We start from the raw sequence: 22,336 nt of genomic DNA, 5'->3' as shown, positions 1-22,336 counted from the left end.
GTCGTCCTCCCCCGTGCGTCCGCCTCCGGTGCGGGCGGTCTCCCTGTGACCATGGCCCGCCCACGGCGCCGCCAACCGCCCGGCCGCCGGTGGAAAGTGACGCAACGGCGTGCGGTCGACCTGGTGTCCCGGCGGCGAGGGCGCGGCCCACTGCGCAGGAGCGGGTGAAAATCGACCACCGATGGTGAATCCGGCCCACGCGCCCGCGCGCCGGTGCGGGCTAGCGTTCCGGCCATGTCGCTACAGCCCTGGTTCCGTGACGCGAAGCTGGGCGTCTTCGTCCACTACGGCGTCTACGCCGTGGACTCGGTCGCCGAGTCGTGGTCCTTCTACACCGGAGAGGTCTCCCACGAGCGGTACATGAGCCAACTCGACCGCTTCACCGCCGTCCGGTACGACCCGGCGGCGTGGGCCGACCTGTTCGCCCGGGCGGGCGCCCGGTACGCCGTGCTGACCGCGCGCCACCACGACGGCGTCGCGCTGTGGGAGTCCGCGCAGGGCGGGCTGGACGTCGTCCGGCACACCCCGGCGGGGCGCGACCTGCTCGCCGGGTACGCGTCGGCGCTGCGCGAGCGCGGGCTCCGGGTGGGGCTCTACTACTCCCACTCGGACTGGAACCACCCCGACTACCCGACGCTGGTCCACCCCGATCCGCCCGCCCACGACGACGTCCTGGCCAGTGCCTACGTGACCCCGCAGGACGGGGTCGAGGACCCGGTGGCGTGGGACCGCTACCTCGCCTACCGGGACGGGCAGGTCGCCGAGTTGATCGACCGGTACCGGCCGGACCTGCTGTGGTTCGACGGGGAGTGGGAACGCACGCCCCGGCAGTGGCGGATGGCGGAACTGGCGAACCTGATCGGGGCCGCCGCGCCGGACACCGTGGTCAACGCCCGTCTCACCGGCCACGGTGACTACGCGACGCCGGAGCAGGGGCTACCGGTACGGGCGCCGGACGGGCCGTGGGAGCTGTGCCTGACGGTCAACGACTCCTGGGGCTACCGTCGCGGCGACGACCGCCACAAGTCCGTGCGGATGTTGGTGCGCTACCTCACCGAGACCGTCGGGATGGGCGGCAACCTGCTGCTGGCGGTGGGCCCGCGGGAGGACGGAACGTTCACCGCCGCGCAGACGGACCGGCTCACCGGGCTCGGCGACTGGGTACGGGCGCACCAGGAGGCGGTGTACGGCACGGTGGCGGGGGCGCCGCCGGGGCACCACTACGGCCCGAGCACCCTCGCGGCGGACCGGCGCACGCTCTACCTGGTCTGCTTCGACGTGCCGCGCGAGGCGGTCACCGTCCGCGGGCTGCGCACCCCCCTGCGGCGGGTCACGGTGCTCGGTACGGGAACCGAGCTGGGGCACCGGGTGGTCGGCGGACTGCACGAGGTGCCCGGCACGACGGTGATCGACGCACCGGACCCCCGGGACGTGGACCCGTACGCGACGGTCCTGGCGGTGGAGTTGGACGGGGAACTCGACCTCTACCGGGGAACCGGGTTGCGCTGATCCCCGGCCGGGGCCGGCACCGCGCCGGAGGCCGTGCGCAGCGCCCGCGGCGAGTGGCCGAACGCGCGCCGGCACGCCTTGTTGAACGCCTGGAGGTCCGCGATGCCGACGGCGGCGGCCACCGCCGTCACGCTCAGCGTCGACTCACGGAGCAGGTGCCGGGCGCGGGCCATCCGGCGTTCCCTGACGTAACCGACGACGGTCGTCCCCGTCCGGGCGCGGAACAGCCGGGTCAGGTGGTTGTGCGAGACGCCCGCCACCCGGGCCAGTGCGGGCACGGTGAGCGGGTCGGCGAGGTGCGCTTCGACGTGCGCCATGGCGGCGGCGACCGGGTCGGGCGGCCTGGCGGGGCCGCCGGGGACGCCGAGTTCGGCGATCCGCCACAGGGCCGTCCACAGCTCGGCGGCGGCCCGGGCGGGATTGCGCGGGGCCACGACGACGGCCCGGTGCAGGAGCGTGCCCAGGGCGGGGGCCTCCGCCCCGGCGTCCTGCACGAGCGGCACGTCAACGGTCGGGCCGGCCGGGCCGGAGCCGGGAAGGGCGAAGTGGGCGTACAGGTGCTCCGAGCGGCCCCGGTAGCGGAACCGCACCTCGGCGCCGGGCGGCACCAGGCTGACCCGGCCCGGTCGGACCGCGTGCACGACGGAGTCGACGGTCAGTTCGGCGCAGTACCCGTAGAGGTGCAGTTGCCACAGGTCGGGGAGGCGGAAGACCTCGGTGGTCGCGCCGGTGCCGTGGACGCCGACGCCGAGGCTGGCGACCCGCGGCGGGGCGTCGAGTCGCAGGGCCACGGTCGGCGACTGCCCCGGGGTGATCATGGTGAGAACGTACCAGTGGGGGTGTGCGCAGATGCGGGACTGGCCCGGGCGGGTGAAGCTGAAGACGGAAGAACCCCTGTAGGAGGTGGGCCATGTCCATGATGGACAAGCTCAAGAACATGCTCAAGGGGCATGGGGACCAGACGTCCAAGGGCGTCGACAAGGCCGGTGACTACGTCGACGGCAAGACGCAGAACAAGTACCAGGGCCAGGTCGACAAGGGGCAGGAAGCACTCAAGGACCGGCTCGGCAACCCGGACCAGGGTCAGCAGCCGCCGCAGACCTGACCCGGCGGCGGCGCCGGCCCGGCCGCCCGGGCCGGGCTCCGCCGACGGGCCCTCCTCCGGCGCGGAACCACCGCTGCGACCCGGCCCGCGCGGGCGCCCGGCACCCCCGGACGGCGTCCGGGAGCCGGCACGGAGCCGCGTTGCGTCTACTTGACGATAAGACCCGATCCCCTTTACCGTCAGACAGACGAAAAGGGGGTTCACCATGGCCGACATCACCCGGCGCCTGGGCTGGCGACACCTGCGGAGCGCGCCCACCGCCCATGTCCGTCACCACCGCGGCGGAAGGCTGGCGCACGAGGGCGCGGGGCTCAGCTTCTGGTACCGCTCGCTGTCCGCCGCGCTCTCCGAAGTCCCGGTGGACGACCGTGAGCTGACCATGGCGTTCCACGCGACGACGGCGGACTTCCAGGACGTCACCGTGCAGGCCACGGTGACGTACCGGATCAGTGACCCGGAGACGGCCGCCGCCCGGATCGACTTCTCGATCGACCCGGACACCGGCCTGTGGCGGGGCGCCCCGCTGGAGCAGTTGTCGACCCTGCTCACCGAGACGGCCCAGCAACACGCGCTGGACACACTGGCGGGCAGCCCCCTGGACGAGGTGCTCCGCTCGGGGGTCGCCGCGGTCCGCGGGCGGATCGACGCCGGGCTTGCGGACGAACCGCGCCTGGCGGCGACCGGGCTCACCGTGGTCGCGGTGCGCGTCGTCGCGATCCGTCCCGAACCCGAGGTCGAACGGGCCCTGCGGACCCCGACCCGCGAACGCATCCAACAGGAGGCGGACCGGGCCACGTACGAACGCCGGGCCGTCGCGGTGGAACGCGAGCGGACGATCGCCGAGAACGAACTCGCCAGCAAGATCGAGCTGGCCCGGCGCGAGGAAGGACTCGTCGAGCAGCGGGGCACCAACGCACGGCGACAGGCCGAGGAGTCGGCCGCGGCCGATGCGGTCCGGGCGGAGGCGGAGGCCGCGCGCACGGTGCGACTCGCCCGGGCCGAGGCCGAGGCGGCCCGCGAGGTGGGCGAGGGCCGCGCCCGGGCGCAGGCGGCCTGGCTACGGGTGCACGCCGACGCGGAGCCGGCGACCCTGCACGCCCTGGCGCTGACCCGGCTGGCCGAGAACGTGCCGAAGATCGACAGCGTCACCCTCTCCCCCGACGTCGTCACCGGGCTGCTGTCGCGGCTCGGCGGCCCGGCCGGCGGCCACGACCCGGCACCCCGGCCGTGATCCTGAGCCCGCGGGTGGTCCTCGTCCACCGCCGCACGGAGTACGAGGAGTTGATCGCCCGTCACGGCACCCACGGCCAGGCGGAGTTCTTCCTCGCCGCGCGCGGGCACGATCTGCGGGAGACCGCCGAACGGCACGAGCGCAACCGGGTCGCGCTGGCCGGGGCCACGGCCGCGGTGCCGCTGAACTGGCGCCAGGCCCGGGTGGAACGCGCCGATCTCGACCGGTTCCTGTTCGGGCCCGAGGACGTGGTCGTGGTGGTCGGGCAGGACGGTTTGGTGGCCAATGCGGCGAAGTACCTGACCGGCCAGCCGGTCATCGGCGTGGACCCCGACCCGGGGCGCAATCCCGGTGTGCTGGTGCGCCACCGGGCGGCCGAGGTGGCGGGGCTGTTGCGGGCGGCCGCGGCGGGCGGCGCCCGGGGCGAGGAACGCACGATGGTGGAGGCGGTCACGGACGACGCCCAGCGACTGCTCGCGCTCAACGAGGTCTACGTGGGGCGCCCCGACCACCAGACCTCGCGCTACCGGTTGGGCGCCGACGGCGACTCCGACGCACCGGAGGCACAGGCGTCCTCCGGCCTGGTCGTCGGTACCGGGACCGGGGCGACGGGCTGGCTGCGCTCACTGTGGCTGACCTCCCGGGCGCCGCTCGCCCTGCCGGCCCCGACGGACCCGGCGCTCGCCTGGTTCGTCCGGGAGGCGTGGCCGTCCCCCGTCACCGGCACCTCACGGGTGTCGGGCACCCTCGCCGGTGACGGACGACTGCGGCTGACCGCCGAGTCGGAGCGTCTGGTGGCCTTCGGCGACGGCATGGAGTCCGACGCGCTGGAGGTCACGTACGGGCAGACGATCCGGATCGGGGTCGCCGACACCCGGCTGCGCCTCGCCGGGTGAGGGCGCCGCCGCAGCCGGTCGGGCTCACCAGGGGGACGTGCCCACGGGCACCGCGGGTCCGGCGCCGGTGCGCCGCATCCGGAGGGTGTCCACGGACTCGGCCATCAGCTCGTACTCCGTGGTGTCGTCCTGGGCGGCGAACCGCAACAGCCGCCCCTGGGAGAGCTCCTCGGCGGCCCGGCCCTGCCGGTCGGGTTCGCGACACCACTCCCGCAGCGCGGACGGCACGTCCAGGGTGCCTTCGCCGACCGGGACCAGGGCGCCCGCGGGGTAGGCGCGGCCGCCGGGGTGGGGGTCGAGGCGGTCCGCGATCCACAGGGCGCGGTCACGCAGCCACCACAGGGCGAGCGGAAGGGTGGGGGCCCGGTAGGTGCCGAGCGGAACGCCGACCCACCTGCCTCCACAGACACCGTAGGCAGTGACGTGGCACAGGAACTCGTCGTGCACGGTCATCACCTCCGTGGTGACGCGCTTCGGGGGGCCGATGGGTGACGGCGGGAACGAGGGCACGGGTGCACCCCCCTTCTCTAGTTCACTCCATGACTGAATGTCACCACGCCGATCCGGCCAGTGTGCGGTGTTTCGAGCCGCCCGCGTTGACCGAAAGCGGCGCTGAGCCGCTTCGACCTGCCGGCACCCCGGGATCCGCCCGGCGGGAACGTGACGGGAAATCTTCGGCCGGGAACCCCAGGAGCCCCGTGGGCCCCATCCCTCGGAGCCTTCGGGTCGGGGGAGCGCGCCGGCGGCGAGTGCGCCCCACCCGTGACACCACCCCCGCCGGCGCGCGCCGGCCGCGTACCGTCGGACACGACGCGCCGCGCACACGGCGCGCGGAGCCCGCGCGCGGACGAGGGACTGGGGTAGATGACGACGGACGGCGGCGGCGACAGCGACGGCAGCGACGGTTGGCGGCTCGATGCGGCGGAACGGCAACTCGACGCCGAGGTCATCCGGGTCGCACCGGGCGGGGAGTACACCTCACCGGCCCCGGAGGCCGGCGACCTCTTGCTGTACGTGACGGCCGGCAGCGGGCACCTGGAGTGCGGTAGCCGCCTGGAGGCGGTCGACCCGGGCTGTGTCACCTGGGTGCCGCCCGGGGCCCGGCACACCCTGACGGCCGGGGCCGAGGGCCTCGGCTTCCTCGCGGTCCGCGCGCAGCCGACGCCGTCGACACCGCCGCCCCCGCCCGGGCGGGACGGGACCGGGCCGTCCGGCGGGGAGCCCGCGTGCCTGCTCCACCGGGTGTGCGCCCGCTGCGGCCGGCTGGCCCCGCAGGTGGCGGACCGGTACTGCGCGCAGTGCGGCGACCCGTTGCCGTCCTGACCCGGGCCGGCGCCGCGCATGCCCCACCCCACGAACGGACATATGGTGCATTTGTGTCCACGGTCGCCGGTGACCGTGCGCTCACGCCGAGGAGGCACGCACCATGTCCGAACTCATCGTCATCGGATACGAGGACCCCACGGTCGCCCACCAGGCGTACGAGCGCGTCCAGACGCTCCAGAAGGACTTCGTCGTGGACCTCGCCGGGCTCGCGGTCGTCACCGTGGACCAGGAGGGCAAGAACCACGTCGAAACGCCCAGCAAGATCGTCGGAGTGTCCGCGGCCTCGGGAGCCCTCTGGGGAATGATCTTCGGGCTGCTCTTCCTCGTCCCCGGATTCGGGTTGCTGGCCGGTGCGGCGTTCGGCGGGCTCTTCGGCAAGCTCAGCAAGTCGGGCATCAACGACGAGTTCCGGGGGCAGGTGCAGTCCCTGCTCACGCCCGGCTCTGCGGCCGTGGTGATCATGGCTGCGAAGATCACCGAGGACAAGTTCGCCGACGCCATGCAGCCGTTCGGCGGAACGCTCCTCAAGACCTCGCTGAGCACCGAGGACGAGAAGGAACTCGCCGAGCACCTGGGCACCGGACAGGCGCCGTGACGACGGACCGCGCGGACGGGCAGGACGGACGGCACCGGTCGTACGGACGGCACGGACGGCACCGCACCGGCCGCCGGCCCGCGCCGACGGCCACCGTCCGGGGCCTACTGTCCGTCGTGCGCCCGGCGCAGCGCGGCGATGTCGAACTTCGTCATGGTGAGCATCGCCTCGGTGGTACGGGCGGCCTTGTGCGGGTCCGGGTCACCGATCAGCGCGGGCAACTCGGTGGGCACCACCTGCCAGGACACCCCGAACCGGTCCTTCAGCCATCCGCACTGCCCCGGTTCCCCGCCGTCTTCCGCCAACCGGCTCCAGTAGTAGTCGACCTCGTCCTGGTCGGCACAGTGGATCTGGAACGAGACGGCCTCGTTGAAGGTGAAGTACGGCCCCCCGTTCAGGGCGACGAACCGCTGCCCGTTCAGGGTGAAGTCCACCGTCATGGCCGTCCCCGCGGGACCGGGCCCGGCCTCGCCGTAGCGCGTGACCGCACCCCGCTCCGAGTCCTTGAAGACGGATAGGTAATGAGCGGCGGCTTCCTCCGCCTTCCCGTCGAACCACAGGCAGGTGGTGAATGCTTCGCTGGTCATGGGTGACGCCTCCCGCTCACGCGATCGCTCCGACGAATGGATCTCACCCGTATGACCGATGCTCCACCGAAAACTCATCGCCCGCGCGCCGGAGGACGACGGACGCCTCAGGGCGGCCCCGGCCGGGTCCCCACCACCAACCGGAGGTACGGGCTGCCGTCCGGCCGTCGCTCCAGGCCCGGCAGGGGCAACGGGTACAGGGCCGTGGCGAACCCGGCCCGGTCCAGGTCGGCGAGCACCCCGGACAGCGGGAAGGTGCGGTAGTACATCACGAACGGCGGGTGCCACAGGGCGTTGCGGACCCGCATCGCGGCATCGAACCCGACCGTCTTCCAGTAACCGCTCGACCCGGGCACCGGTGGCGCCGCGACCGGGAAGGCGAACCTGCCGCCGGGCCGCAGCACCCGGTGCGCCTCGGTGAACAGGGCCGGCCGCTGACCCGGCAGGAAGTGCCCGAAGGCGCCGAAGCTGACGACCAGGTCGAACGCGTCCGCGAAGGGCAGTGCCAGCGCGTCCGCCCGCACCGCGCTCACCGCCGGCCCGCCCGGTGGCGCCGCGGCCCGGCCCGCCCTCAACATGCCGGCGCTGAGGTCCACCCCGACGACCCGCTCCCGACACACCGCGCGCAGCACCCGCGTCCCGGCGCCCGTCCCGCAGCACAGGTCGAGCCCGTGCGAGAACGGACCGAGCGGGCCGAGGACGCGCTCCGTCGCGTCGAGGACGTCGTCCGGGGTGCGGAAGGGGGTGCGGTCGAACTTCGGCGCCAGCAGGTCGTAACCGTGCTCGACGGAGGACAGCGCCTGGACGGCGAGTTCACGCAGCGTGGGACCTTCGGGACTGAACACCCCGCCCAGCATAGGTCGTGCGGCGCGGGGCCGGCCCGGACGGCGGCAGGGTGACCACGGCACCGCACCCGAAGGACGGGTGGCGCGCCCGGCTCGCCCGCGGCTTCCGCCGGTGGCGCGATCCGGTGGTGGTCCAGATCCTGCGGTCCACCGCGGCGGCCACCATCTCGTACGCCGTCGCCCTCCAGCTGAGTGACGTCGCGGCCCCGCTCACCGCCCCGCTCACCGCACTGTTGGTGGTCCAGGTGACCCTCTACGCCACGATCACCACCGGGGTCCGCCGGGTGAACGCGGTGGTGATCGGCGTGCTGATCGCGGTGGGCTTCAGTTCGCTGGTGGGACTGAGCTGGTGGAGCCTCGGCCTCATCATCCTGGCCTCCCTGACGGTCGGCCAGTTCGTGCGGGTGGGCGAGTTCGTGCCCGAGGTGGCGATCAGCGCGATGCTGGTGCTCGGGGTCACCGAGGTGGGGGCCTCCGCCTGGGACCGGGTGCTGGAGACGCTCATCGGCGCCGTGGTCGGGCTCACCTTCAACTTCGTCCTGGCTCCGCCGGTCTGGGTCGACACCGCCGGGGAGTCGATCGAGGGGCTGGCCCGCCGGCTACGACAGCTGTTGCTGCGCGACGCCGAACAGTTGGTGACGCCCACCCCGCCGCGCCTCGCGGACAAACGGCTCCACGAGGCACGCCAGTTGGACGACGACGTGGCGGACGTGGACGCCGCGCTGCGCCAGGCGGAGGACAGCCTCCGGCTCAACCCCCGCGTCCGGGAGGGCCTGCTCAACCGGGTGGTGCTGCGCACCGGATTGGACACCCTGGAGATCTGCACGGTCGTCGTCCGGGTCCTGTCCCGCACGCTCAGCGACCTGAGCCGGGTGCGGGCCGGGGCGCCCCTGCTGCCGCCGGAGCCCGGGGCCGCCCTCCGGGAGACGCTCGTCCACGTCGCCGACGCCCTGGTCAGCTTCGCCGTGTTGGTGACCGCCCAGGCGAGCAGTAGTGCCGACGCGGCCGAGGGCAGGCTCGCCGAGCAGTTGAACGCCGCGACGACGGCCCGGGGCCGCGCCGCCCAACTGCTCCTGGACGACGTCCGGGACGACCCCCGGGGCTGGCAGCTCCAGGGCGCCCTGCTGACCGAGGTGGACCGGATGCTGGCCGAGCTGGACCTGGAGCACCGGACCCGTCGGCTGATGGAGGAGCTCGACCGCAGCTCCCGCGAACAGCACGAGCGCTTTCCGTGGCTGGCACGGCTCCGTTCCCTGCTCCCGGGCGGACGGACGGGGTCCTGAGGTCCGGCCGCGCTCCCCTCCCGAACGCGCGTGCCCCGCTGCGCGCCCTGCCCCCGCGATCACCGTTGATCTAATCTTCCGATCACACGACCCGTGCATGGACCGGGACGCCACGCGGACCGGCGAGGTCCGGACGGGCCGGCACGGCACGCCGCGGCCCGGCACGGCCCAGCAAGAGGAGCACGTCATGCGCCGAGTGATGGACGCCCAGCCCCTGCCGGGGGAGCCCGAGGACCCGCACCTGGTCGACGTGCGCGCATGGCGGACGTACCCGCTCGACGCCCTCCGTTGGCGTGGCGACGACGGCGCCCCCCTGACCGTCTCCGGCCTGCCCGGGCTCACCCCCGCGGACATCGACCGCACCGCACGCTCGTTGTGGCGCTACCGCGCCGCGCTGCCACCGGACATCGAGCGGCCGATCAGCCTGGGCGAGGGGATGACGCCCCTGGTGGCGGGCGAGTGGTCCGGGGCCCCGGTCCGCTTCAAATTGGAGTGGTTCAACCCGACCGGCAGCTTCAAGGACCGGGGCAGCAGTGTGATGGTCTCCGCGCTCGCCTCGCGCGGGGTGACGGAGGTGATCGAGGACAGCTCCGGCAACGGCGGCTCGTCCGTCGCCGCCTACTGCGCGGCGGCCGGACTGAGCGCCACCGTCCTGGTGCCGGAGGGCACGTCGACCGCCAAGGTCCTCCAGACCCGGGCGTACGGTGCGCGCATCACCCCGGTGCCCGGCGGGCGGGACGCCACCGCCGCCGAGGCCCTGCGCCGCGCGGAGCACGTTCCGTACGCCGGTCACAACTGGCACCCGTACTTCCTCCAGGGGACCAAGACCCTGGCGTACGAGCTCTGGGAGGACCTGGGCTTCAGGGCCCCGGACGCGGTGGTCACCGTGGCGGGCGCGGGCAGCCTGGTCCTCGGCTGCGACCTCGGGTTCACGGAACTGTTGGGTGCCGGACTGATCGCCCGGCGCCCCCGGTTGCTGGTGGCCCAGCCCGCCGCCTGCGCTCCGATCGACGCCGCGTTCCACTCGGTCCCGACCCCGGCGTTCGGGCCCACCGTCGCGGAGGGCGCGGCGATCCGGGAACCGGTGCGGCTCGCCGAGGTGATCTCGGCCGTGCGCCGGTCCGGCGGCGACCTCGCCGCGATCCCGGAGGACGACATCGTCAGCGCGGTGCACCGGCTGGCCGCCCGGGGCCTGTACGCGGAGCCGACCAGTGCGGTGGCCGCCGCGGCGGTGGACGTGTTCCGGGCCCGGGGCGCACTGCGGGACGACGAGACCACCGTCGTCGTCCTGACGGGATCCGGGCTCAAGGCCACCGGGGCCATGGCCGGGCTGATGCCGCCCGCCGCGGACCCGGACGCCGAGCCGGACGCGGCGACCGACGCACCGTGAGGGGCGCCGTGGGCAGGGCCGGGGGCGCGGACGGGCTCACGCGGTCCCGTCCACCACCCCGAACAGGGGCAGCGCCGCCTCCAGTCCGGTGACCGCGACCCGAACGGTGCGGCGTTCGTCCCAGGTCCGGCGGTCCAACCGCACCCGCCGCACGGTGCGCGACTCACCGCGGACGGCAGCGATCTCCGTACCGTCGTCGCGGTAGCCGAGCTTGCGGGACACGGCCAGCGAGCGGGGGTTGTCGATCATCGCGGAGGACACGGCCCAGTGGGCGCCCAGCCCCGCGAAGGCGAGGTGCAGGGCCGCGGCGCGCATCTCCGTACCCAACCCGCGGCCCTGGTGCTCCCGCCCGAGCCAGGAACCCGTGCTCACCTGTCGGGTGACCGCGAAGTCGTCGCCCGACAGGTCCTGGCGGCCGACGATCCGGCCCTCGTGGCGGACGGCGAGACTGAGGGTCCACGCGTGCGGGGACCAGGCGGCGACGGTGCCCAGCACGTGCTGGAAGACGGCGCGCCCGCGGGCGGCGGGACCGGCGTCGCTCCACGGCACCGTGAAGGGCATGACGTCCGGGTCGTGGACCCCGTCCGCCGCCACCCGCGCCAGTTCGGACAGGGCGGCCAGATCGGGGAGGCCGAGTTCAAGACGCTCGGTGGTGAGCCGGAGTCCGTACGGGGGCCATGCGTGGGTGAGGAGTTCTGCCATGTCAGGAGACTGCCCGTCCGGACGGGCGCCGTCGACTCGACGGGCCCGGCCGACGGCGCCGCGCCGCCCCCCGCGTCCCGGCCCTACGGGGTCCGCGAAGGGGCTCGTGCAACCCGTCGACGGGGTGTTAGGGTCCGGTCCGGTTTCGCAGTTCCGACGAGGAGCGTCCATGGCCAAGGTCACCGTCAGCATCGACGCCGAACTCGTGGTGGAGGTCATGGTCCTCGCCGGCGTCGGATCGCCGCAGGACGCCGTGGAGCTGGTGGTGCGGGACTACATCGCCCGTGGGCACCGCACCGAGGAACGGACGGAGTCGAAGGGCGAGAGCGCGCGCACCGCGCCCCCCGTCCGGATCGATCCCCAGCAGGGCTGAACCGGAGCTCCACCGCCGGCGCCCGTCTCCCGGCACCGCACGCCCGCACGCCCGCCGCGCAGACGTCGTCCCCGCGGTCATGAGCACCGGCCCCGGCCCGGGAGACCCGGGGGGCTGCCGCCTGCTGCGCCGGTCCGGACCGTGTTGCGCGGCGTCCCCCTCCAGCACCCTCCGGATGGCGGGAGGACCGGGCGTACCCGACTGTTGCCCACGCAACCACCCTTCCTCAAAGCCTTGTTGCGCATGAGTCTGCTGTGCCAGGGTGTGCACCGTTCCCGCACGGACACGACCGGTCACCGAACGGTACGTCTTCCGCCGGCCCGCCGGAGGGTGCGTCCTTCCGTGCCCGAACGGCCCTGGTGCGGGGCCGCGTACGTCCCGGAAGGAAGACCCTCTGTTGCCCCTCCCCCTTCCACCCCGACCGAACCGACGACCACGCGCGGTCACGGAACCCGGTGGGTCCGACGTCGAGCTCATGGCCGCCGTGCGGTCGGGGGGCGGCGGCGGATCCCGCAGCCGCGCGGCCCTGTTGAGCCGCCACGGGGAAGCCGCGCACGACTACGCCGTCCTCTGCGCCGGAGCGACACCGGGCGGGGCTCCCGCCCTGGTGGCAGCCGCCTTCGACGCGGTCCTCGACGCACCGACCGCTCCCGGGACGTACCTGGCGCTGAGGCCCCGGCTGCTGCTCGCGGTGCGGGACGCGGCCGGAGAACGGTCCCAGGACGGACCGGATCGACCGCGCCCCCTCGCGGACCGTGCGTTCGGTGCCCTGTCGGGCCCCGCCCAACACCTGCTCTGGCACACGGAGGTCGAGGGCGAACCGCTGTCCGTTCCGGCAGCCCTGCTGTCCCTCGACCCCGTCGGGGCGGCGAGCGAACTGCACGGTGCGCGGCGGGACTTCATGGCGTCGCTCGCCCAGGCGCACCTCGCCCTGACCACCGGCCGGGAGTGCCGTCAGCACCTCCGTCTGCGCGACGTCCTGACCCGCCAGGGCGCCCCGCTCCCCCCGGAGGTCGACGCGCACCTACGGGAGTGCGGGCACTGCCGGTCGGTCGACGCGCACCTGCGGCGGGCGGCCGAAGAACCCGGCACTCTTCTGGTGGAGTCCGTGCTCGTCGACCACGCCGCCGCCTATCTGTCCCTCCGGGGCGGTCGCCACCAGCAGCCCACCGCCCCGCCGTTGCCGCCCGCCCACGCTCCCTTCCCCACCGAGGGGACCAGCGACGGGGCCACCGAGGGCGCACGACCACCGCGCCCGGGTCGCCACCGGGCGCGCGGCAGGGCGCGCGGCAGGGCACCGAACCCCGCGGACGGCGCACCGACGGGGGACGGCCCGCACCCGGCCAGGAGCCTGCTCGCCGGCGCTGCGGTCGGCGGGGCGGTACTGACCGCCGCCCTCCTGACGGCGGCCCTGTGGCCGGGGGGCGGGGGCGGCGCGGTGGGCTCCGCCCTGCCCGGAGCACTGCCCGGAGTGCCGCCCGCGCGTTCCGCCGGCCCCTCGGCGGCGCCCGGGTCGTCCGGACACGGGACCACTCCCTCCACCGACACCGTCCGACCGGTGGGGGCGTTGCGCGGAGAGCTCCGCAACCTCGCGGCCGGGCTCTGCCTCGACGTGGTCGGCCGGCATCCGCTCGTCGGCGCCCGGGCGACCCTGCTGCCGTGTGCGGACCGACGGACCCAACAGTGGTCGTACGAGGGCGACGGGCTGCTCCGCAGCGGGGCCGACCCGGGCCTGTGCCTCGACTCGCACGCGCACGAGGGCGTGGCGGCCCTCGGCAACTGCGCCGGCCGCGATCCGGACCACAGCACCGACGTGCGCTACGACCTCACCGTCCAGGGCCAGTTGGTGCCGCGGTGGAAGGACGACCTGGCGCTCGCGCCCACGGCGCCCGAGGCGGGTGCCGATGTGGTGGTGAAGGTCCGTGACCGTTCGGCGGCCCAGCGCTGGACGGTCGAACCGGGGTCGGCCGACGTCCGGATCTCGGCGGCCCTGGGACTGGCTCCGGATTGACCCGGTCGGGGGAACCGACGGCGTCGTGGGGATGATCCGGTGGACGGACGGCGTTGACGGGGTGGGGGAACCGACCGCAGTCGACCGATAGGACACGGCATGCCGCTGACAGGTGAGTACCAGCCCACTCCGACCGCATGGGTGCGCGACCAGGTGGAGTTGTACGAGAGCTCGGGCGGGACCGAGGGCACGACGATCGAGGGCATGCCCGTGGTCGTGCTCACCACCGTCGGGGCGAAGAGCGGCAAGCTCCGCAAGTCGCCCGTGATGCGGGTGGAGCACGAGGGGCGGTACGCGGCGGTCGGGTCCTACGGCGGCTCCCCCAAGCATCCCGTCTGGTACCACAACCTCCTCGCCGACCCCCGGCTGGAGCTCCAGGACGGGCCCGTGCGCCGGGACATGACCGCCCGGGAGGTCACCGGCGAGGAGAAGGCCCTGTGGTGGGAGCGGGCCGTGGCCGTGTTCCCGCACTACGCCGTCTACCAGGAGCAGACGGAGCGGGAGATCCCGGTGTTCGTCATCGAACCCGCCCCGCGGCCCCACTGACCCCGACCGCCGCCCGGCCCGCCCGCCCGCCGGTGGTGCGGGCCGGGCGCCGCACCGGCATCAAAGGAGATGCCCGCCCCGGCGGCCACTGCCTAGGCTCGGCGCATGCACGATCTACCTGCCGATGTGAGTGAAGCCGAACTGCGGGAGGCACTGCTGAAGTGGGGGGTGCGATCCGTCTCGTTGGCGTATGCGCCGGTCGGCTTCGGCGACTACCACTGGAGTGCACGGGACGACGAGGGGCGCCGCTGGTTCCTGACCGTGGCCGACCTGGCGAACAAGCCGTACTGCGGGGAGGGAACCACCGCCGCCCATGCAGGGCTGCTCGCGGCGATGGACACGGCGGGCGCACTGAGCGCCGCGGGACTCGACCCGGTGCTCGCGCCGCTGCCGACGCTGGACGGTGCCCGTCTCCACCGGCTGGGGGAACGGTACGCCCTGAGCGTGCAGCCCTGGGTGGACGCGCCGTCGGGTGCGTTCGGTCAGCGACTGACAGCTCGGGAACGGGCGGACGTCATGCGGGTGTTGGCGTCCCTGCACCGGTCCGCCCCGCCCGCCCCGGCACCCGTCCTGCCCCCGGGGCTACCGGGGCGCCGCCGTCTGGAGGCCGTGCTGCGCGGTGCGGACGACGGCTGGGCGGACGGCCCGTTCGCCGGACCCGCCCGGGAACTGCTCCAGGAGCGGGCGGCGGGACTGCGCGACCGGTTGGAGGAGTTCGACCGCCGGGTGGCGGCCCTTCCCACCGGCGCCGGCGCGCTGGTCGTCACCCATGGCGAGCCCCATCCGGGGAACCTCCTGTGGGGCCCGGACGGCGGCTTCCGCCTCGTCGACTGGGACACCTGCGGCCTCGCGGTCCCCGAACGCGACCTGTGGCACGTGGCCCTGCGGGAGGACGGCGGTTTCGACGCCGAGGCGCTCTCCGTGTGGGCCGAGGAGAGCGGACGGACCCCCGACCCGTCCGCCCTGGAGTTCTACCGGCTGCGCTGGGACCTGGACGACCTGTGCGCCTTCCTGGACGTGTTCCGTGCGCCGCACGGGCGTTCGGCCGACACTGAAGCCTCCTGGGGATGGTTGCGTGAGACGGTCGCCCGGCTGGTGGACGGCGGGCGCTGATCGCGAGCGGGTGACGGCGGGTGCCGACCGGGCGGCGCCTCAGGCCGCCAGCGGGCTTCGAGCGGGTTCCACAGCGGTCGCGCGACGCTGCGGGGAGGTCGGCAGGAGGCGTCCGGGACGACGTCGGACCGCTCCCAGGACGGGCGTCGGCCCGCGGCGGACGAGCGGGACGCCCTCCACCGATTCCACCCGGCGCGAGAACCACACCACCTTGCCGCCGCCCGGGGTCCGCCAACTCCCCCAGCCGTCGCTCAGCGCGGCCACCTTCGCCAGGCCGCCGCGCCGCGCGCCGAGCAGGCGCGGCCGGCGGTGGTCCCGGTCGGCCACCGAGGCGATCAGGTGCCGTCCGGTCCAGCAGAGTTCCACCACGGCGGTGGTGTCGTCGGTGTGCTCGACGACATTGGCGAACAGTTCACCGACGCCCCCGCACACCGGCTCCACCTGGTGGTCGAGCGCCCAGTGCGCGAGGTGGGCCGCGAGGATGCGCCGCACATGGGCGCCCCGCTCCGGGCTCGCTTCCACTTCCACGCCGTAGTAGCAGGGTCGGGGGACGGTCATGGTGTCGACTCCTCTACCCGCACCGCTCCCCCACCGCGCCCGTCGCCCGTTCGGCCGAGCAGCGGACACGAAGCGTGAGCGGTGGTGTCTGCTGGGTTGCCTCCAGCCTGCGGGCGTTGCTCCACTCGTGCAACACGAGTACGTTCCCGCAGTTCGGAACGGGTGTCGGCGGCGGCGTCCGGGTGACGGCGAAGTCCTCGACGCACAGGCGCCGGTGAGCCGGTGGAGCGAATCCTCCCCCCGCCCGACAGGAGGACCGCGCCCCGCCGGGTGAGGATGGGGCCACCGCACGACCGCGAGCGGCACGGGCCCAGTCTGGAGGTGGGAGACACGATGCTGCTGCCGGACAAGCCGCAGGTCGACACCCTGCTCAAGCGATACCGGGCGTGGGAACGCCTGATGCTCGCCAATCCGTCCAACGGAACCGTCCGAGGACGGTTCGAGGACACCGCGTACACCTTGTGCGTGTTGATGGGGCGGCGCAGCGCGCGTGAGGCGGCGCTCGCCGCCGAGCACTATCTACGACCGCGCGGAACTCGGTGTACCGCCTCGGAGCCGCTCGGGTAAAGTGCGCCTGTCCGCGTCGGCGCCCACCGGGGAGGTGAGACTCATTTCTGTCCGTTCAGGCAGGGTGCTCTCATCTGTCGGCCGCCCGGTACACCACCTCTAGCTCAGCGCCGGGTTCCGCACGAGCACCCTTTCGACGCCCGAAAGGTTCCTGTGCTCATGCCCGTTCCCCCGGTGCACCCCGTCCGCTCCGCCGCCCACGTCGACCCCGCGTCCGCCGCGGACCCCGCATCGCCCGATGCACCGCTCCCCCCTCAGGTGGCGGAGCTCGCGGCCCGACTGCGCGCCGCGGGTTGCGTGTTCGCCGAGGACGAGGCGCGCCTCATCCTGGCCACCGCCCGTACGCCGGACGAGGCCGCGGCGATGGCGGCCCGGCGGGCGTCCGGCCCACCCCTCGAACACGTCCTCGGTTGGGCCGAGTTCCTCGGTCTGCGGATCGCGGTGGGGCCCGGGGTGTTCGTACCGCGCCGCCGTACGGAGTTCCTGGCGTCCTCCGCGGTCGCCCTCACCTCTCGACGTCTTCCCGCGCCTCCCGTGGTGGTCGACCTGTGCTGCGGGTCGGGCGCGGTGGGGGCGGCGGTGCTCACCGCCGTTCCGGGGGCGGAACTCGTCGCCTCGGACATCGATCCGACGGCGGTGCGGTGCGCCCGGCGCAATGTGGAACCCCTCGGCGGGCGCGTCCTGACGGGCGATCTGTTCGACGCCCTGCCCCCGGCACTGCGCGGCCGGGTCGACGTGTTGATCGCCAACGTCCCCTATGTGCCGAGCGAGGAGGTGGCGTTGCTCCCGGGCGAGGCGCGCGACCACGAACCGCTGGTCGCGCTGGACGGCGGCGCGGACGGGCTCGACGTGCTGCAGCGGGTGGCCGTCGGGGCACCGCACTGGCTGGGGCCGGGCGGGGTGCTGCTCGTGGAGACGAGCGGGACGCAGGCGCCGCACGCGGTGGCGGCGTTCCGACGGGCGGGCCTCGGGGCGCGGGTGCGGGTGTGCGACGAGACGCAGGCGACGGTCGTGCTCGGCACCCGTCCGACCGGAGACGGCCGTCCGATCGGGTGAACACACGACCGGCCGGACGGAGGTGGCTCCTCCATCCGGCCGGTCCCCCACTGGGACCCCCCACACGGGCGGTCGGACCCGCCCCCCACAGGCAGGTGTCGACCGCGCCAGGTCCCGGTCTAGTGGGTGAGGGCGAGCACCCCTCGGGCGCTCCTCACCCGGTCGTCGCCGAACGTGCGTTCCGCCGCGGCCGGTCCGATCCGTACGAGCCCCACAGCTCGTACTCCGGCGGCTCCGGGCCGTCTGACCCGCCCGCGGTTCGGTGCCGCCGCACCGCTCCGCGGGCGGACGCGCCCGGCACCGCCCGTGCCGGTCGCGCCTCGGGAACCGACGGGGTGGTCCGTTCCCGGGATGACCGCCTCGCACGTCCCGAGGGTGGTGTTGCGCGCACTGTCCACCATTGCGTGCATCCTTCCGCTCGGAGAGGCATGACCCGTGGATCGGCGGGGCATCCGTTCGGCGTCGGTGAGTCTGCCGAGTCCTGCGCCGAAGTTCACGTCGACCCCCTGCATTTCGGTAACCTTGCGTATTGAAACAGTGGCGAGAAGTAACGGACCCATGCGGCCCGCCCACCCGCACGACCCGGGAATCAGGCGGAATCCCCCTCCTTTTCCAGGCCCCTTGGCCGAATAGGAGCGCCCGCGCAATCGGCCGGATTCCTTCCGCCCGGGGAAGCCCGGGGAAGCCCCACATCAGACCGGCGACGCCTTTCCCCGCGAAGTGCGAGCGATATCGCCCGCCGAGAATCCGAGCAACACGCAACGAACGGGGAGGAACATCCGTCCGTGAGAGGTACGGAGGAATTCCCCCATCTTTGCGGCAAGTGACCTCCTCGACGGGCACGCGCGACCCGGATCCGCGCCCCGGGCACCGGTCACGAAGAGCCATGAGGACGTCCTACGCGTACGGCCACCACGCCCCCGGAGGGGATCGCGGCGCACCCCGACCGCACCCGAACCGGCCCCGCCGCATCCGAGTGGCCGTGGACGACTTCCTCGGCGCGCCCGGTGGCCCTTCCCACCAGTTTCAGCTAGGTTAGGCAAGGCTTACCTAACACTGGAGGTACGAAATGGGTGTCCGCCCGGCTCGCACGACCGCACCCACCGCGGCGGAACGTGCCCGTTCGGTCCTGGCCGCCGCGTGGTCCTGCGCGGTGACGACGGACCACTGCCACGAGGAGCTGGTGGGCGCGCACTCCGTAGCCGCCGACGGTGCCGTCCGACTCTGCGTGCCGGCGGACAGCGCCCTCACCGCGGCCGCGGTCTGCGCCCCCCGGGGCGAGCCGACGGCCCTGCTGGAGTTCTCCGACCCGGCACCGGTGCCCGTACGCGAGCGTATCCGCTCACGGCTGTGGATGTCCGGACGGTTCGTCCAGGACGGTGACCACCTCGTGTTCCAGCCCGCCTGCGCGGTGCTGCACGTGCCGTCCGGTCACATCGGCATCGACATCGCCGACTTCGCCCGGGCCGAGCCCGACCCGCTCGCCACCGCCGAGTCCCGGCTGTTGACCCATCTCGCGGACGCGCACGCGGACGCGGTGGAGTGGCTGACCCGCCTCCTCGACCCGGAGAGTCTGGCCGAGGTCGTTCGGGTGCAACCGCTCGCCCTGGACCGGCACGGCCTGACCCTGCGCCTCGAACGGCTGGGCGGTCAGGAGGACGTGCGGCTGCCGTTCCACCGGCCCGCCGACGACCTCGCCCAGGTCACCGAGCGGATGCACGTCCTGCTGTCGTCCGCGCGGGCCACCCGGCGCCCCACCCTCAGGTCGGTGGCGCCGAAGGAGTGAGCGCCCGGGCGTTCACTCCTCGGCGCCCACCCGGTGCCGCGGGCAGCGGGCAGCGGGCAGCGGGCAGCGGGAGCAACCGCTCGTCCGGTGAAACCGCGCGCGGCGTACGGCAGTCTTACGGACCATGTCTGCACTGCCCCTCCAGCCTCCCCCCACCGCCGCCGAGCACATGGTCGTCTGCGGGGACGACGCCCTGGCCCGACGGCTCGCCGCCGAACTGCGGAGCGTGTACGGCGAACAGGTCACGCTCGTGGTCCCGCCCGCCGGACAGGCCCCCGGCCCGCCGGTCGTGGGCCGGGCCCGGGCGTCCGCGCTGTTCGGGCGGGTGTCCGCCGCGGTGCAACGCGCCACCGGGAGCACCGGAGTCAACGGGGGCAACGGGAACGCCAACGGGGACGGTGAACCGGCCGCTCCCGCACCTCAGTTGGAAGCCGCCGAACTCACCGACGAGGTGCTCGCGGAAGCGGGCGTCGAACGCGCCGCCGCACTCGCCCTGGTGCACGACGACGACGAGACCAACATCCGCGCCGCCCTCGCCGCCCGGCGCCTCAACCCACGGCTGCGGCTGGTGATCCGGCTGTACAACCGCCGGCTCGGCCAGTACCTGGAGGACGTGCTCGACCAGGCCGCCGCCCTCGCCTCCCCGGGCGTCGACCCGCACGCCTTCGACGCGTCGACCACGATCCTGTCCGACGCCGACACGGCCGCGCCCGCGCTCACGGCGGCGGCCGTCGCGGGAAGCAGCAAGGTCGTCCAGGCGCACGGGGTGTTGCTGCGGGCCGCGGAACGTTCGGCGGCCGCTCCCGGCGATTCGGCCCTGTGCACCCTGGCCCTGCTCAGCGACGCCGCGACCGACACCCAGGGGCCCGGCACCGCTCTGCCCCAACTGCTGCCGGACGAAGCGAGCGTCACGGCGGCGGACGGACGCGGCAGGATCGTGCTGGAGACCGTGTCGTACTCCGGCCCCGCCCAACCCGTCAGCCGGAGCCGACCGCTCGGCTCGCTGCTCTCGCCGCGACTGCGCTGGTCGTTCGTCGGAATCGTCCTCGGCGTGGTCGCCCTCGCGGTCACCGCCGTGTTCACCACCGGGGAACACCCGCTGCGCGCGGTGTACTTGACCCTGCTCGACCTGTTCTCCATCAACGAGCCGGCGATAGGGGAATCGACGTTCCGTCAGGTCCTCCAACTGCTGTCCGGGTTCGTCGGTTTGCTCCTGCTTCCGGTGCTGCTCGCGGCGGTCCTCGAAGCCCTCGGGACCTTCCGCAGCGGCGTGGTGACCCGTCGTCCGCCGCGGGGTCTTTCGGGACACGTCGTCCTGCTCGGTCTCGGCAAGATCGGCACCCGGGTCCTGGCCCGGCTACGGGAACTCGACATCCCCGTGGTCTGCGTCGAGTCCGACCCGGAGGCGCGCGGGATGGCGCTGGCCAGACGGCTGCGGGTCCCCGTGGTCCTCGGGGACGTGACCGAGGAGGGCGTCCTGGAGGCGGCCAAGATCCACCGGGCCCACTCGCTCCTCGCGCTCACCAGCGTGGACACCACGAACCTGGAAGCGGCCCTGTACGCCCGCTCGGTCGACCCGGAACTGCGGGTCGTGATGCGCCTGTACGACGACGACTTCGCGACCGCCGTGTACCGCACCCTGCGGGCCGCCCATCCGCGCGCCCTCACCCGTAGCCGCAGCGTGTCCTACCTCGCCGCACCCGCGTTCGCCGGGGCGATGATGGGCCGACAGATCCTCGGGGCGGTGCCGGTGGAACGCAAGGTGCTGTTGATCGCCGCCGTGACCGTCGCGGGCCTCGCCCCGCTGGAGGGTCGCACCCTCACCGAAACGTTTCGCCCGGGATCCTGGCGGGTGCTCGCCCTGGACACCTCGACGGGGGGTCCGGAGCAGCGCCCGGACGGACGGGAACGGCCGGAGGGCGTCGCTCCCCACCGTTCGGGCGACCCCTCCCCCGGACTGGTGTGGGACCTGCACCCCGGATACGTGCTCCGCCCCGAGGACCGGGTGGTGCTCGCGGCCACCGGGCGCGGCCTCGCGGAACTGCTGGGCCGTCGCCCGCGAACGGCTGCCCCGGCACCCGACGGCGGGGGCTGAGCGGAGCCGTTCCCGGCTCCGGGGCGGCGAGCCGTCAGATCAGGCATCAAGAACGCGTAAAGATTGCCGTCATCCGGAAATGAACGAAGACGCACACTCGTGCGAACATGGTGCAGGCCACGGCGGATCGCACAAGGGGGAGGCCAGGGCATGCAGTGGTTCCTCGGTCTGGGTATCGCCGGTCTCGTCCTGCTGGCGTTCGCGCTGGTCTTCGACGGATTCCTGGAAGGGCTCTTCGACTCGTTCAGTGCGCTGGACGGGGTCTTCGACGGTCTGCTGTCCCTCCCGGTGATCGCCGGATTCGTGTCGATGCTCGGCTTCAGCGGGGCGATCGTCCTCGGCACCACCAGTCTGGGGGTCGTGCCCGCCACCGTCGTGGGCGTGACGGCCGGAGCCGGAGCGGGGTGGCTGACCGCCCGGTTCAGTCGGGCCCTGATGCGGGAGCACACGCCGCCCGCGCCCCGCGCCGACGACCTGCTCGGCAGCACGGGCCAGGTGGTCACGGCGATCCCCGTCGGCGGCTACGGCGAGGTCCTGCTCCGACTGGCCGGCCAGCCCACGAAGTACGCGGCCCGCAGCACGGTCGCCGTCGAGCGGGGCGCCGAGGTCTGGGTCGAGTCGGCGCCCACCGCCACCTCCGTGGTGGTCCGTCCGGTCCGCGAGGGCGAGGACTGAGCCGCTCCGCGGTCCCCCGCTCGCACTCCCTCCGTCACCACCTGCACCACCGTCGTCCCCGTCACCGTTCTCCATCCGAGTCGTCCG

Annotated in this window: 22 protein-coding genes and 1 pseudogene; 17 read left to right on the top strand and 6 right to left on the bottom strand. The window is 73.9% G+C overall.

What is annotated here, in order from left to right:
- Window positions 1–213 precede the first annotated feature (213 nt).
- On the top strand, window positions 214–1,509 hold the full coding sequence (locus ACFYOU_RS28035) for an alpha-L-fucosidase (RefSeq protein WP_391309386.1): 1,296 nt from the start codon (window positions 214–216) through the stop codon (window positions 1,507–1,509).
- Here the strand turns inward: ACFYOU_RS28035 and ACFYOU_RS28030 are convergent.
- The gene (locus ACFYOU_RS28030) at window positions 1,485–2,327 is read right to left on the bottom strand and encodes a helix-turn-helix domain-containing protein (RefSeq protein WP_391309384.1); all 843 of its coding nucleotides are present in this window, start codon (window positions 2,325–2,327) and stop codon (window positions 1,485–1,487) included. The two genes, ACFYOU_RS28035 and ACFYOU_RS28030, sit on opposite strands and share 25 nt — an antisense overlap.
- Window positions 2,328–2,419: 92 nt before the next feature.
- Here ACFYOU_RS28030 and ACFYOU_RS28025 point away from each other — a divergent pair, with 92 nt between their 5' ends.
- The 3 genes from ACFYOU_RS28025 (at window position 2,420) to ACFYOU_RS28015 (ending at window position 4,741) form a co-directional block, all read left to right on the top strand.
- Window positions 2,420–2,614 carry an antitoxin gene (locus ACFYOU_RS28025; protein ID WP_387010720.1) on the top strand — a complete coding sequence of 65 codons (195 nt, stop codon included), beginning with the start codon at window positions 2,420–2,422 and terminating at the stop codon, window positions 2,612–2,614.
- A 205-nt stretch (window positions 2,615–2,819) separates the two neighbouring features.
- Window positions 2,820–3,845, top strand: coding sequence for an SPFH domain-containing protein (locus ACFYOU_RS28020; protein ID WP_391309382.1), 1,026 nt, complete (start codon window positions 2,820–2,822; stop codon window positions 3,843–3,845).
- Window positions 3,842–4,741, top strand: coding sequence for a hypothetical protein (locus ACFYOU_RS28015; protein WP_391309381.1), 900 nt, complete (start codon window positions 3,842–3,844; stop codon window positions 4,739–4,741). The genes ACFYOU_RS28020 and ACFYOU_RS28015 overlap by 4 nt, the downstream gene beginning before the upstream one ends.
- 24 nt (window positions 4,742–4,765) lie before the next feature.
- On the opposite strand, the gene ACFYOU_RS28010 is transcribed toward ACFYOU_RS28015, so the two are convergent.
- Window positions 4,766–5,188, bottom strand: a complete 423-nt coding sequence (locus tag ACFYOU_RS28010; RefSeq protein WP_391309457.1) for a hypothetical protein — start codon at window positions 5,186–5,188, stop codon at window positions 4,766–4,768.
- 417 nt (window positions 5,189–5,605) lie between these two features.
- Here ACFYOU_RS28010 and ACFYOU_RS28005 point away from each other — a divergent pair, with 417 nt between their 5' ends.
- Entirely contained in the window at window positions 5,606–6,064 is a 459-nt protein-coding gene (locus ACFYOU_RS28005; RefSeq protein WP_391309380.1) for an AraC family ligand binding domain-containing protein, read from the top strand.
- Between the two features lie 103 nt (window positions 6,065–6,167).
- Entirely contained in the window at window positions 6,168–6,662 is a 495-nt protein-coding gene (locus tag ACFYOU_RS28000) for a DUF1269 domain-containing protein (RefSeq protein WP_385495363.1), read from the top strand.
- A gap of 104 nt (window positions 6,663–6,766) precedes the next feature.
- On the opposite strand, the gene ACFYOU_RS27995 is transcribed toward ACFYOU_RS28000, so the two are convergent.
- Together ACFYOU_RS27995 and ACFYOU_RS27990 are read right to left on the bottom strand one after the other, a co-directional pair.
- Complete coding sequence (locus tag ACFYOU_RS27995; protein WP_391309378.1) at window positions 6,767–7,249, bottom strand: VOC family protein; 483 nt, start codon at window positions 7,247–7,249, stop codon at window positions 6,767–6,769.
- A gap of 107 nt (window positions 7,250–7,356) precedes the next feature.
- The gene (locus tag ACFYOU_RS27990; RefSeq protein ID WP_391309376.1) at window positions 7,357–8,094 is read right to left on the bottom strand and encodes a methyltransferase domain-containing protein; all 738 of its coding nucleotides are present in this window, start codon (window positions 8,092–8,094) and stop codon (window positions 7,357–7,359) included.
- 50 nt (window positions 8,095–8,144) lie between these two features.
- On the opposite strand from ACFYOU_RS27990, the gene ACFYOU_RS27985 reads away from it, so the two are divergent.
- Window positions 8,145–9,377 (top strand): aromatic acid exporter family protein, encoded by a 1,233-nt coding sequence (locus ACFYOU_RS27985; protein ID WP_391309374.1) that lies wholly within the window; start codon window positions 8,145–8,147, stop codon window positions 9,375–9,377.
- Between the two features lie 187 nt (window positions 9,378–9,564).
- Entirely contained in the window at window positions 9,565–10,767 is a 1,203-nt protein-coding gene (locus tag ACFYOU_RS27980) for a pyridoxal-phosphate dependent enzyme (protein ID WP_391309372.1), read from the top strand.
- Between the two features lie 36 nt (window positions 10,768–10,803).
- Here ACFYOU_RS27980 and ACFYOU_RS27975 read toward each other — a convergent pair whose 3' ends face one another.
- On the bottom strand, window positions 10,804–11,469 hold the full coding sequence (locus ACFYOU_RS27975) for a GNAT family N-acetyltransferase (RefSeq protein WP_391309370.1): 666 nt from the start codon (window positions 11,467–11,469) through the stop codon (window positions 10,804–10,806).
- 169 nt (window positions 11,470–11,638) lie between these two features.
- On the opposite strand from ACFYOU_RS27975, the gene ACFYOU_RS27970 reads away from it, so the two are divergent.
- From ACFYOU_RS27970 to ACFYOU_RS27955, 4 genes are all read left to right on the top strand, one after another.
- On the top strand, window positions 11,639–11,842 hold the full coding sequence (locus ACFYOU_RS27970; RefSeq protein WP_385495356.1) for a type II toxin-antitoxin system VapB family antitoxin: 204 nt from the start codon (window positions 11,639–11,641) through the stop codon (window positions 11,840–11,842).
- Between the two features lie 475 nt (window positions 11,843–12,317).
- Window positions 12,318–13,853 carry a ricin-type beta-trefoil lectin domain protein gene (locus tag ACFYOU_RS27965; protein WP_391309367.1) on the top strand — a complete coding sequence of 512 codons (1,536 nt, stop codon included), beginning with the start codon at window positions 12,318–12,320 and terminating at the stop codon, window positions 13,851–13,853.
- 99 nt (window positions 13,854–13,952) lie between these two features.
- Window positions 13,953–14,399, top strand: coding sequence for a nitroreductase/quinone reductase family protein (locus ACFYOU_RS27960; protein ID WP_391309365.1), 447 nt, complete (start codon window positions 13,953–13,955; stop codon window positions 14,397–14,399).
- Window positions 14,400–14,504: 105 nt separating this feature from the next.
- A complete protein-coding gene (locus tag ACFYOU_RS27955) occupies window positions 14,505–15,512 on the top strand; it encodes a phosphotransferase (RefSeq protein ID WP_391309363.1) in 1,008 nt (335 codons plus the stop codon).
- Window positions 15,513–15,551: 39 nt separating this feature from the next.
- Here the strand turns inward: ACFYOU_RS27955 and ACFYOU_RS27950 are convergent, their stop codons facing one another.
- Complete coding sequence (locus ACFYOU_RS27950) at window positions 15,552–16,070, bottom strand: ATP-binding protein (RefSeq protein WP_391309362.1); 519 nt, start codon at window positions 16,068–16,070, stop codon at window positions 15,552–15,554.
- 333 nt (window positions 16,071–16,403) lie between these two features.
- Here ACFYOU_RS27950 and ACFYOU_RS27945 point away from each other — a divergent pair.
- From ACFYOU_RS27945 to ACFYOU_RS27925, 5 genes and pseudogenes are all read left to right on the top strand, one after another.
- Window positions 16,404–16,595 (top strand): annotated as a pseudogene (locus ACFYOU_RS27945) (DUF5133 domain-containing protein); the annotation flags it as partial.
- Window positions 16,596–16,796: 201 nt separating this feature from the next.
- Entirely contained in the window at window positions 16,797–17,693 is an 897-nt protein-coding gene (locus tag ACFYOU_RS27940) for a putative protein N(5)-glutamine methyltransferase (protein WP_391309360.1), read from the top strand.
- Between the two features lie 1,069 nt (window positions 17,694–18,762).
- Entirely contained in the window at window positions 18,763–19,479 is a 717-nt protein-coding gene (locus ACFYOU_RS27935; protein WP_391309358.1) for a DUF2470 domain-containing protein, read from the top strand.
- 169 nt (window positions 19,480–19,648) lie between these two features.
- Window positions 19,649–21,574, top strand: a complete 1,926-nt coding sequence (locus ACFYOU_RS27930; protein WP_391309455.1) for an NAD-binding protein — start codon at window positions 19,649–19,651, stop codon at window positions 21,572–21,574.
- 150 nt (window positions 21,575–21,724) lie between these two features.
- The gene (locus tag ACFYOU_RS27925; protein ID WP_391309357.1) at window positions 21,725–22,249 is read left to right on the top strand and encodes a hypothetical protein; all 525 of its coding nucleotides are present in this window, start codon (window positions 21,725–21,727) and stop codon (window positions 22,247–22,249) included.
- Window positions 22,250–22,336: the final 87 nt, after the last annotated feature.

It is taken from the genome of Streptomyces sp. NPDC005955, assembly GCF_042871255.1.
In the GTDB taxonomy this organism is placed as follows: domain Bacteria; phylum Actinomycetota; class Actinomycetes; order Streptomycetales; family Streptomycetaceae; genus Streptomyces.
The sequence above is the reverse complement of the archived record's forward strand: the minus strand, read 5'-3'. Positions and strand labels throughout refer to the sequence as shown.

Bases quoted from the DNA above. Each gene is read 5' to 3' on its own strand.
- ACFYOU_RS27975 (WP_391309370.1), bottom strand. From the start codon at position 11,469: ATGGCAGAACTCCTCACCCACGCATGGCCCCCGTACGGACTCCGGCTC.
- ACFYOU_RS28030 (WP_391309384.1), bottom strand. From the start codon at position 2,327: ATGATCACCCCGGGGCAGTCGCCGACCGTGGCCCTGCGACTCGACGCC.
- ACFYOU_RS27925 (WP_391309357.1), top strand. From the start codon at position 21,725: ATGCAGTGGTTCCTCGGTCTGGGTATCGCCGGTCTCGTCCTGCTGGCG.
- ACFYOU_RS28025 (WP_387010720.1), top strand. From the start codon at position 2,420: ATGTCCATGATGGACAAGCTCAAGAACATGCTCAAGGGGCATGGGGAC.
- ACFYOU_RS27970 (WP_385495356.1), top strand. From the start codon at position 11,639: ATGGCCAAGGTCACCGTCAGCATCGACGCCGAACTCGTGGTGGAGGTC.
- ACFYOU_RS27955 (WP_391309363.1), top strand. From the start codon at position 14,505: ATGCACGATCTACCTGCCGATGTGAGTGAAGCCGAACTGCGGGAGGCA.
- ACFYOU_RS27995 (WP_391309378.1), bottom strand. From the start codon at position 7,249: ATGACCAGCGAAGCATTCACCACCTGCCTGTGGTTCGACGGGAAGGCG.
- ACFYOU_RS27935 (WP_391309358.1), top strand. From the start codon at position 18,763: ATGGGTGTCCGCCCGGCTCGCACGACCGCACCCACCGCGGCGGAACGT.
- ACFYOU_RS27940 (WP_391309360.1), top strand. From the start codon at position 16,797: ATGCCCGTTCCCCCGGTGCACCCCGTCCGCTCCGCCGCCCACGTCGAC.
- ACFYOU_RS28020 (WP_391309382.1), top strand. From the start codon at position 2,820: ATGGCCGACATCACCCGGCGCCTGGGCTGGCGACACCTGCGGAGCGCG.
- ACFYOU_RS27965 (WP_391309367.1), top strand. From the start codon at position 12,318: ATGGCCGCCGTGCGGTCGGGGGGCGGCGGCGGATCCCGCAGCCGCGCG.
- ACFYOU_RS27950 (WP_391309362.1), bottom strand. From the start codon at position 16,070: ATGACCGTCCCCCGACCCTGCTACTACGGCGTGGAAGTGGAAGCGAGC.
- ACFYOU_RS27930 (WP_391309455.1), top strand. From the start codon at position 19,649: ATGGTCGTCTGCGGGGACGACGCCCTGGCCCGACGGCTCGCCGCCGAA.
- ACFYOU_RS27960 (WP_391309365.1), top strand. From the start codon at position 13,953: ATGCCGCTGACAGGTGAGTACCAGCCCACTCCGACCGCATGGGTGCGC.
- ACFYOU_RS28005 (WP_391309380.1), top strand. From the start codon at position 5,606: ATGACGACGGACGGCGGCGGCGACAGCGACGGCAGCGACGGTTGGCGG.
- ACFYOU_RS27980 (WP_391309372.1), top strand. From the start codon at position 9,565: ATGCGCCGAGTGATGGACGCCCAGCCCCTGCCGGGGGAGCCCGAGGAC.
- ACFYOU_RS28000 (WP_385495363.1), top strand. From the start codon at position 6,168: ATGTCCGAACTCATCGTCATCGGATACGAGGACCCCACGGTCGCCCAC.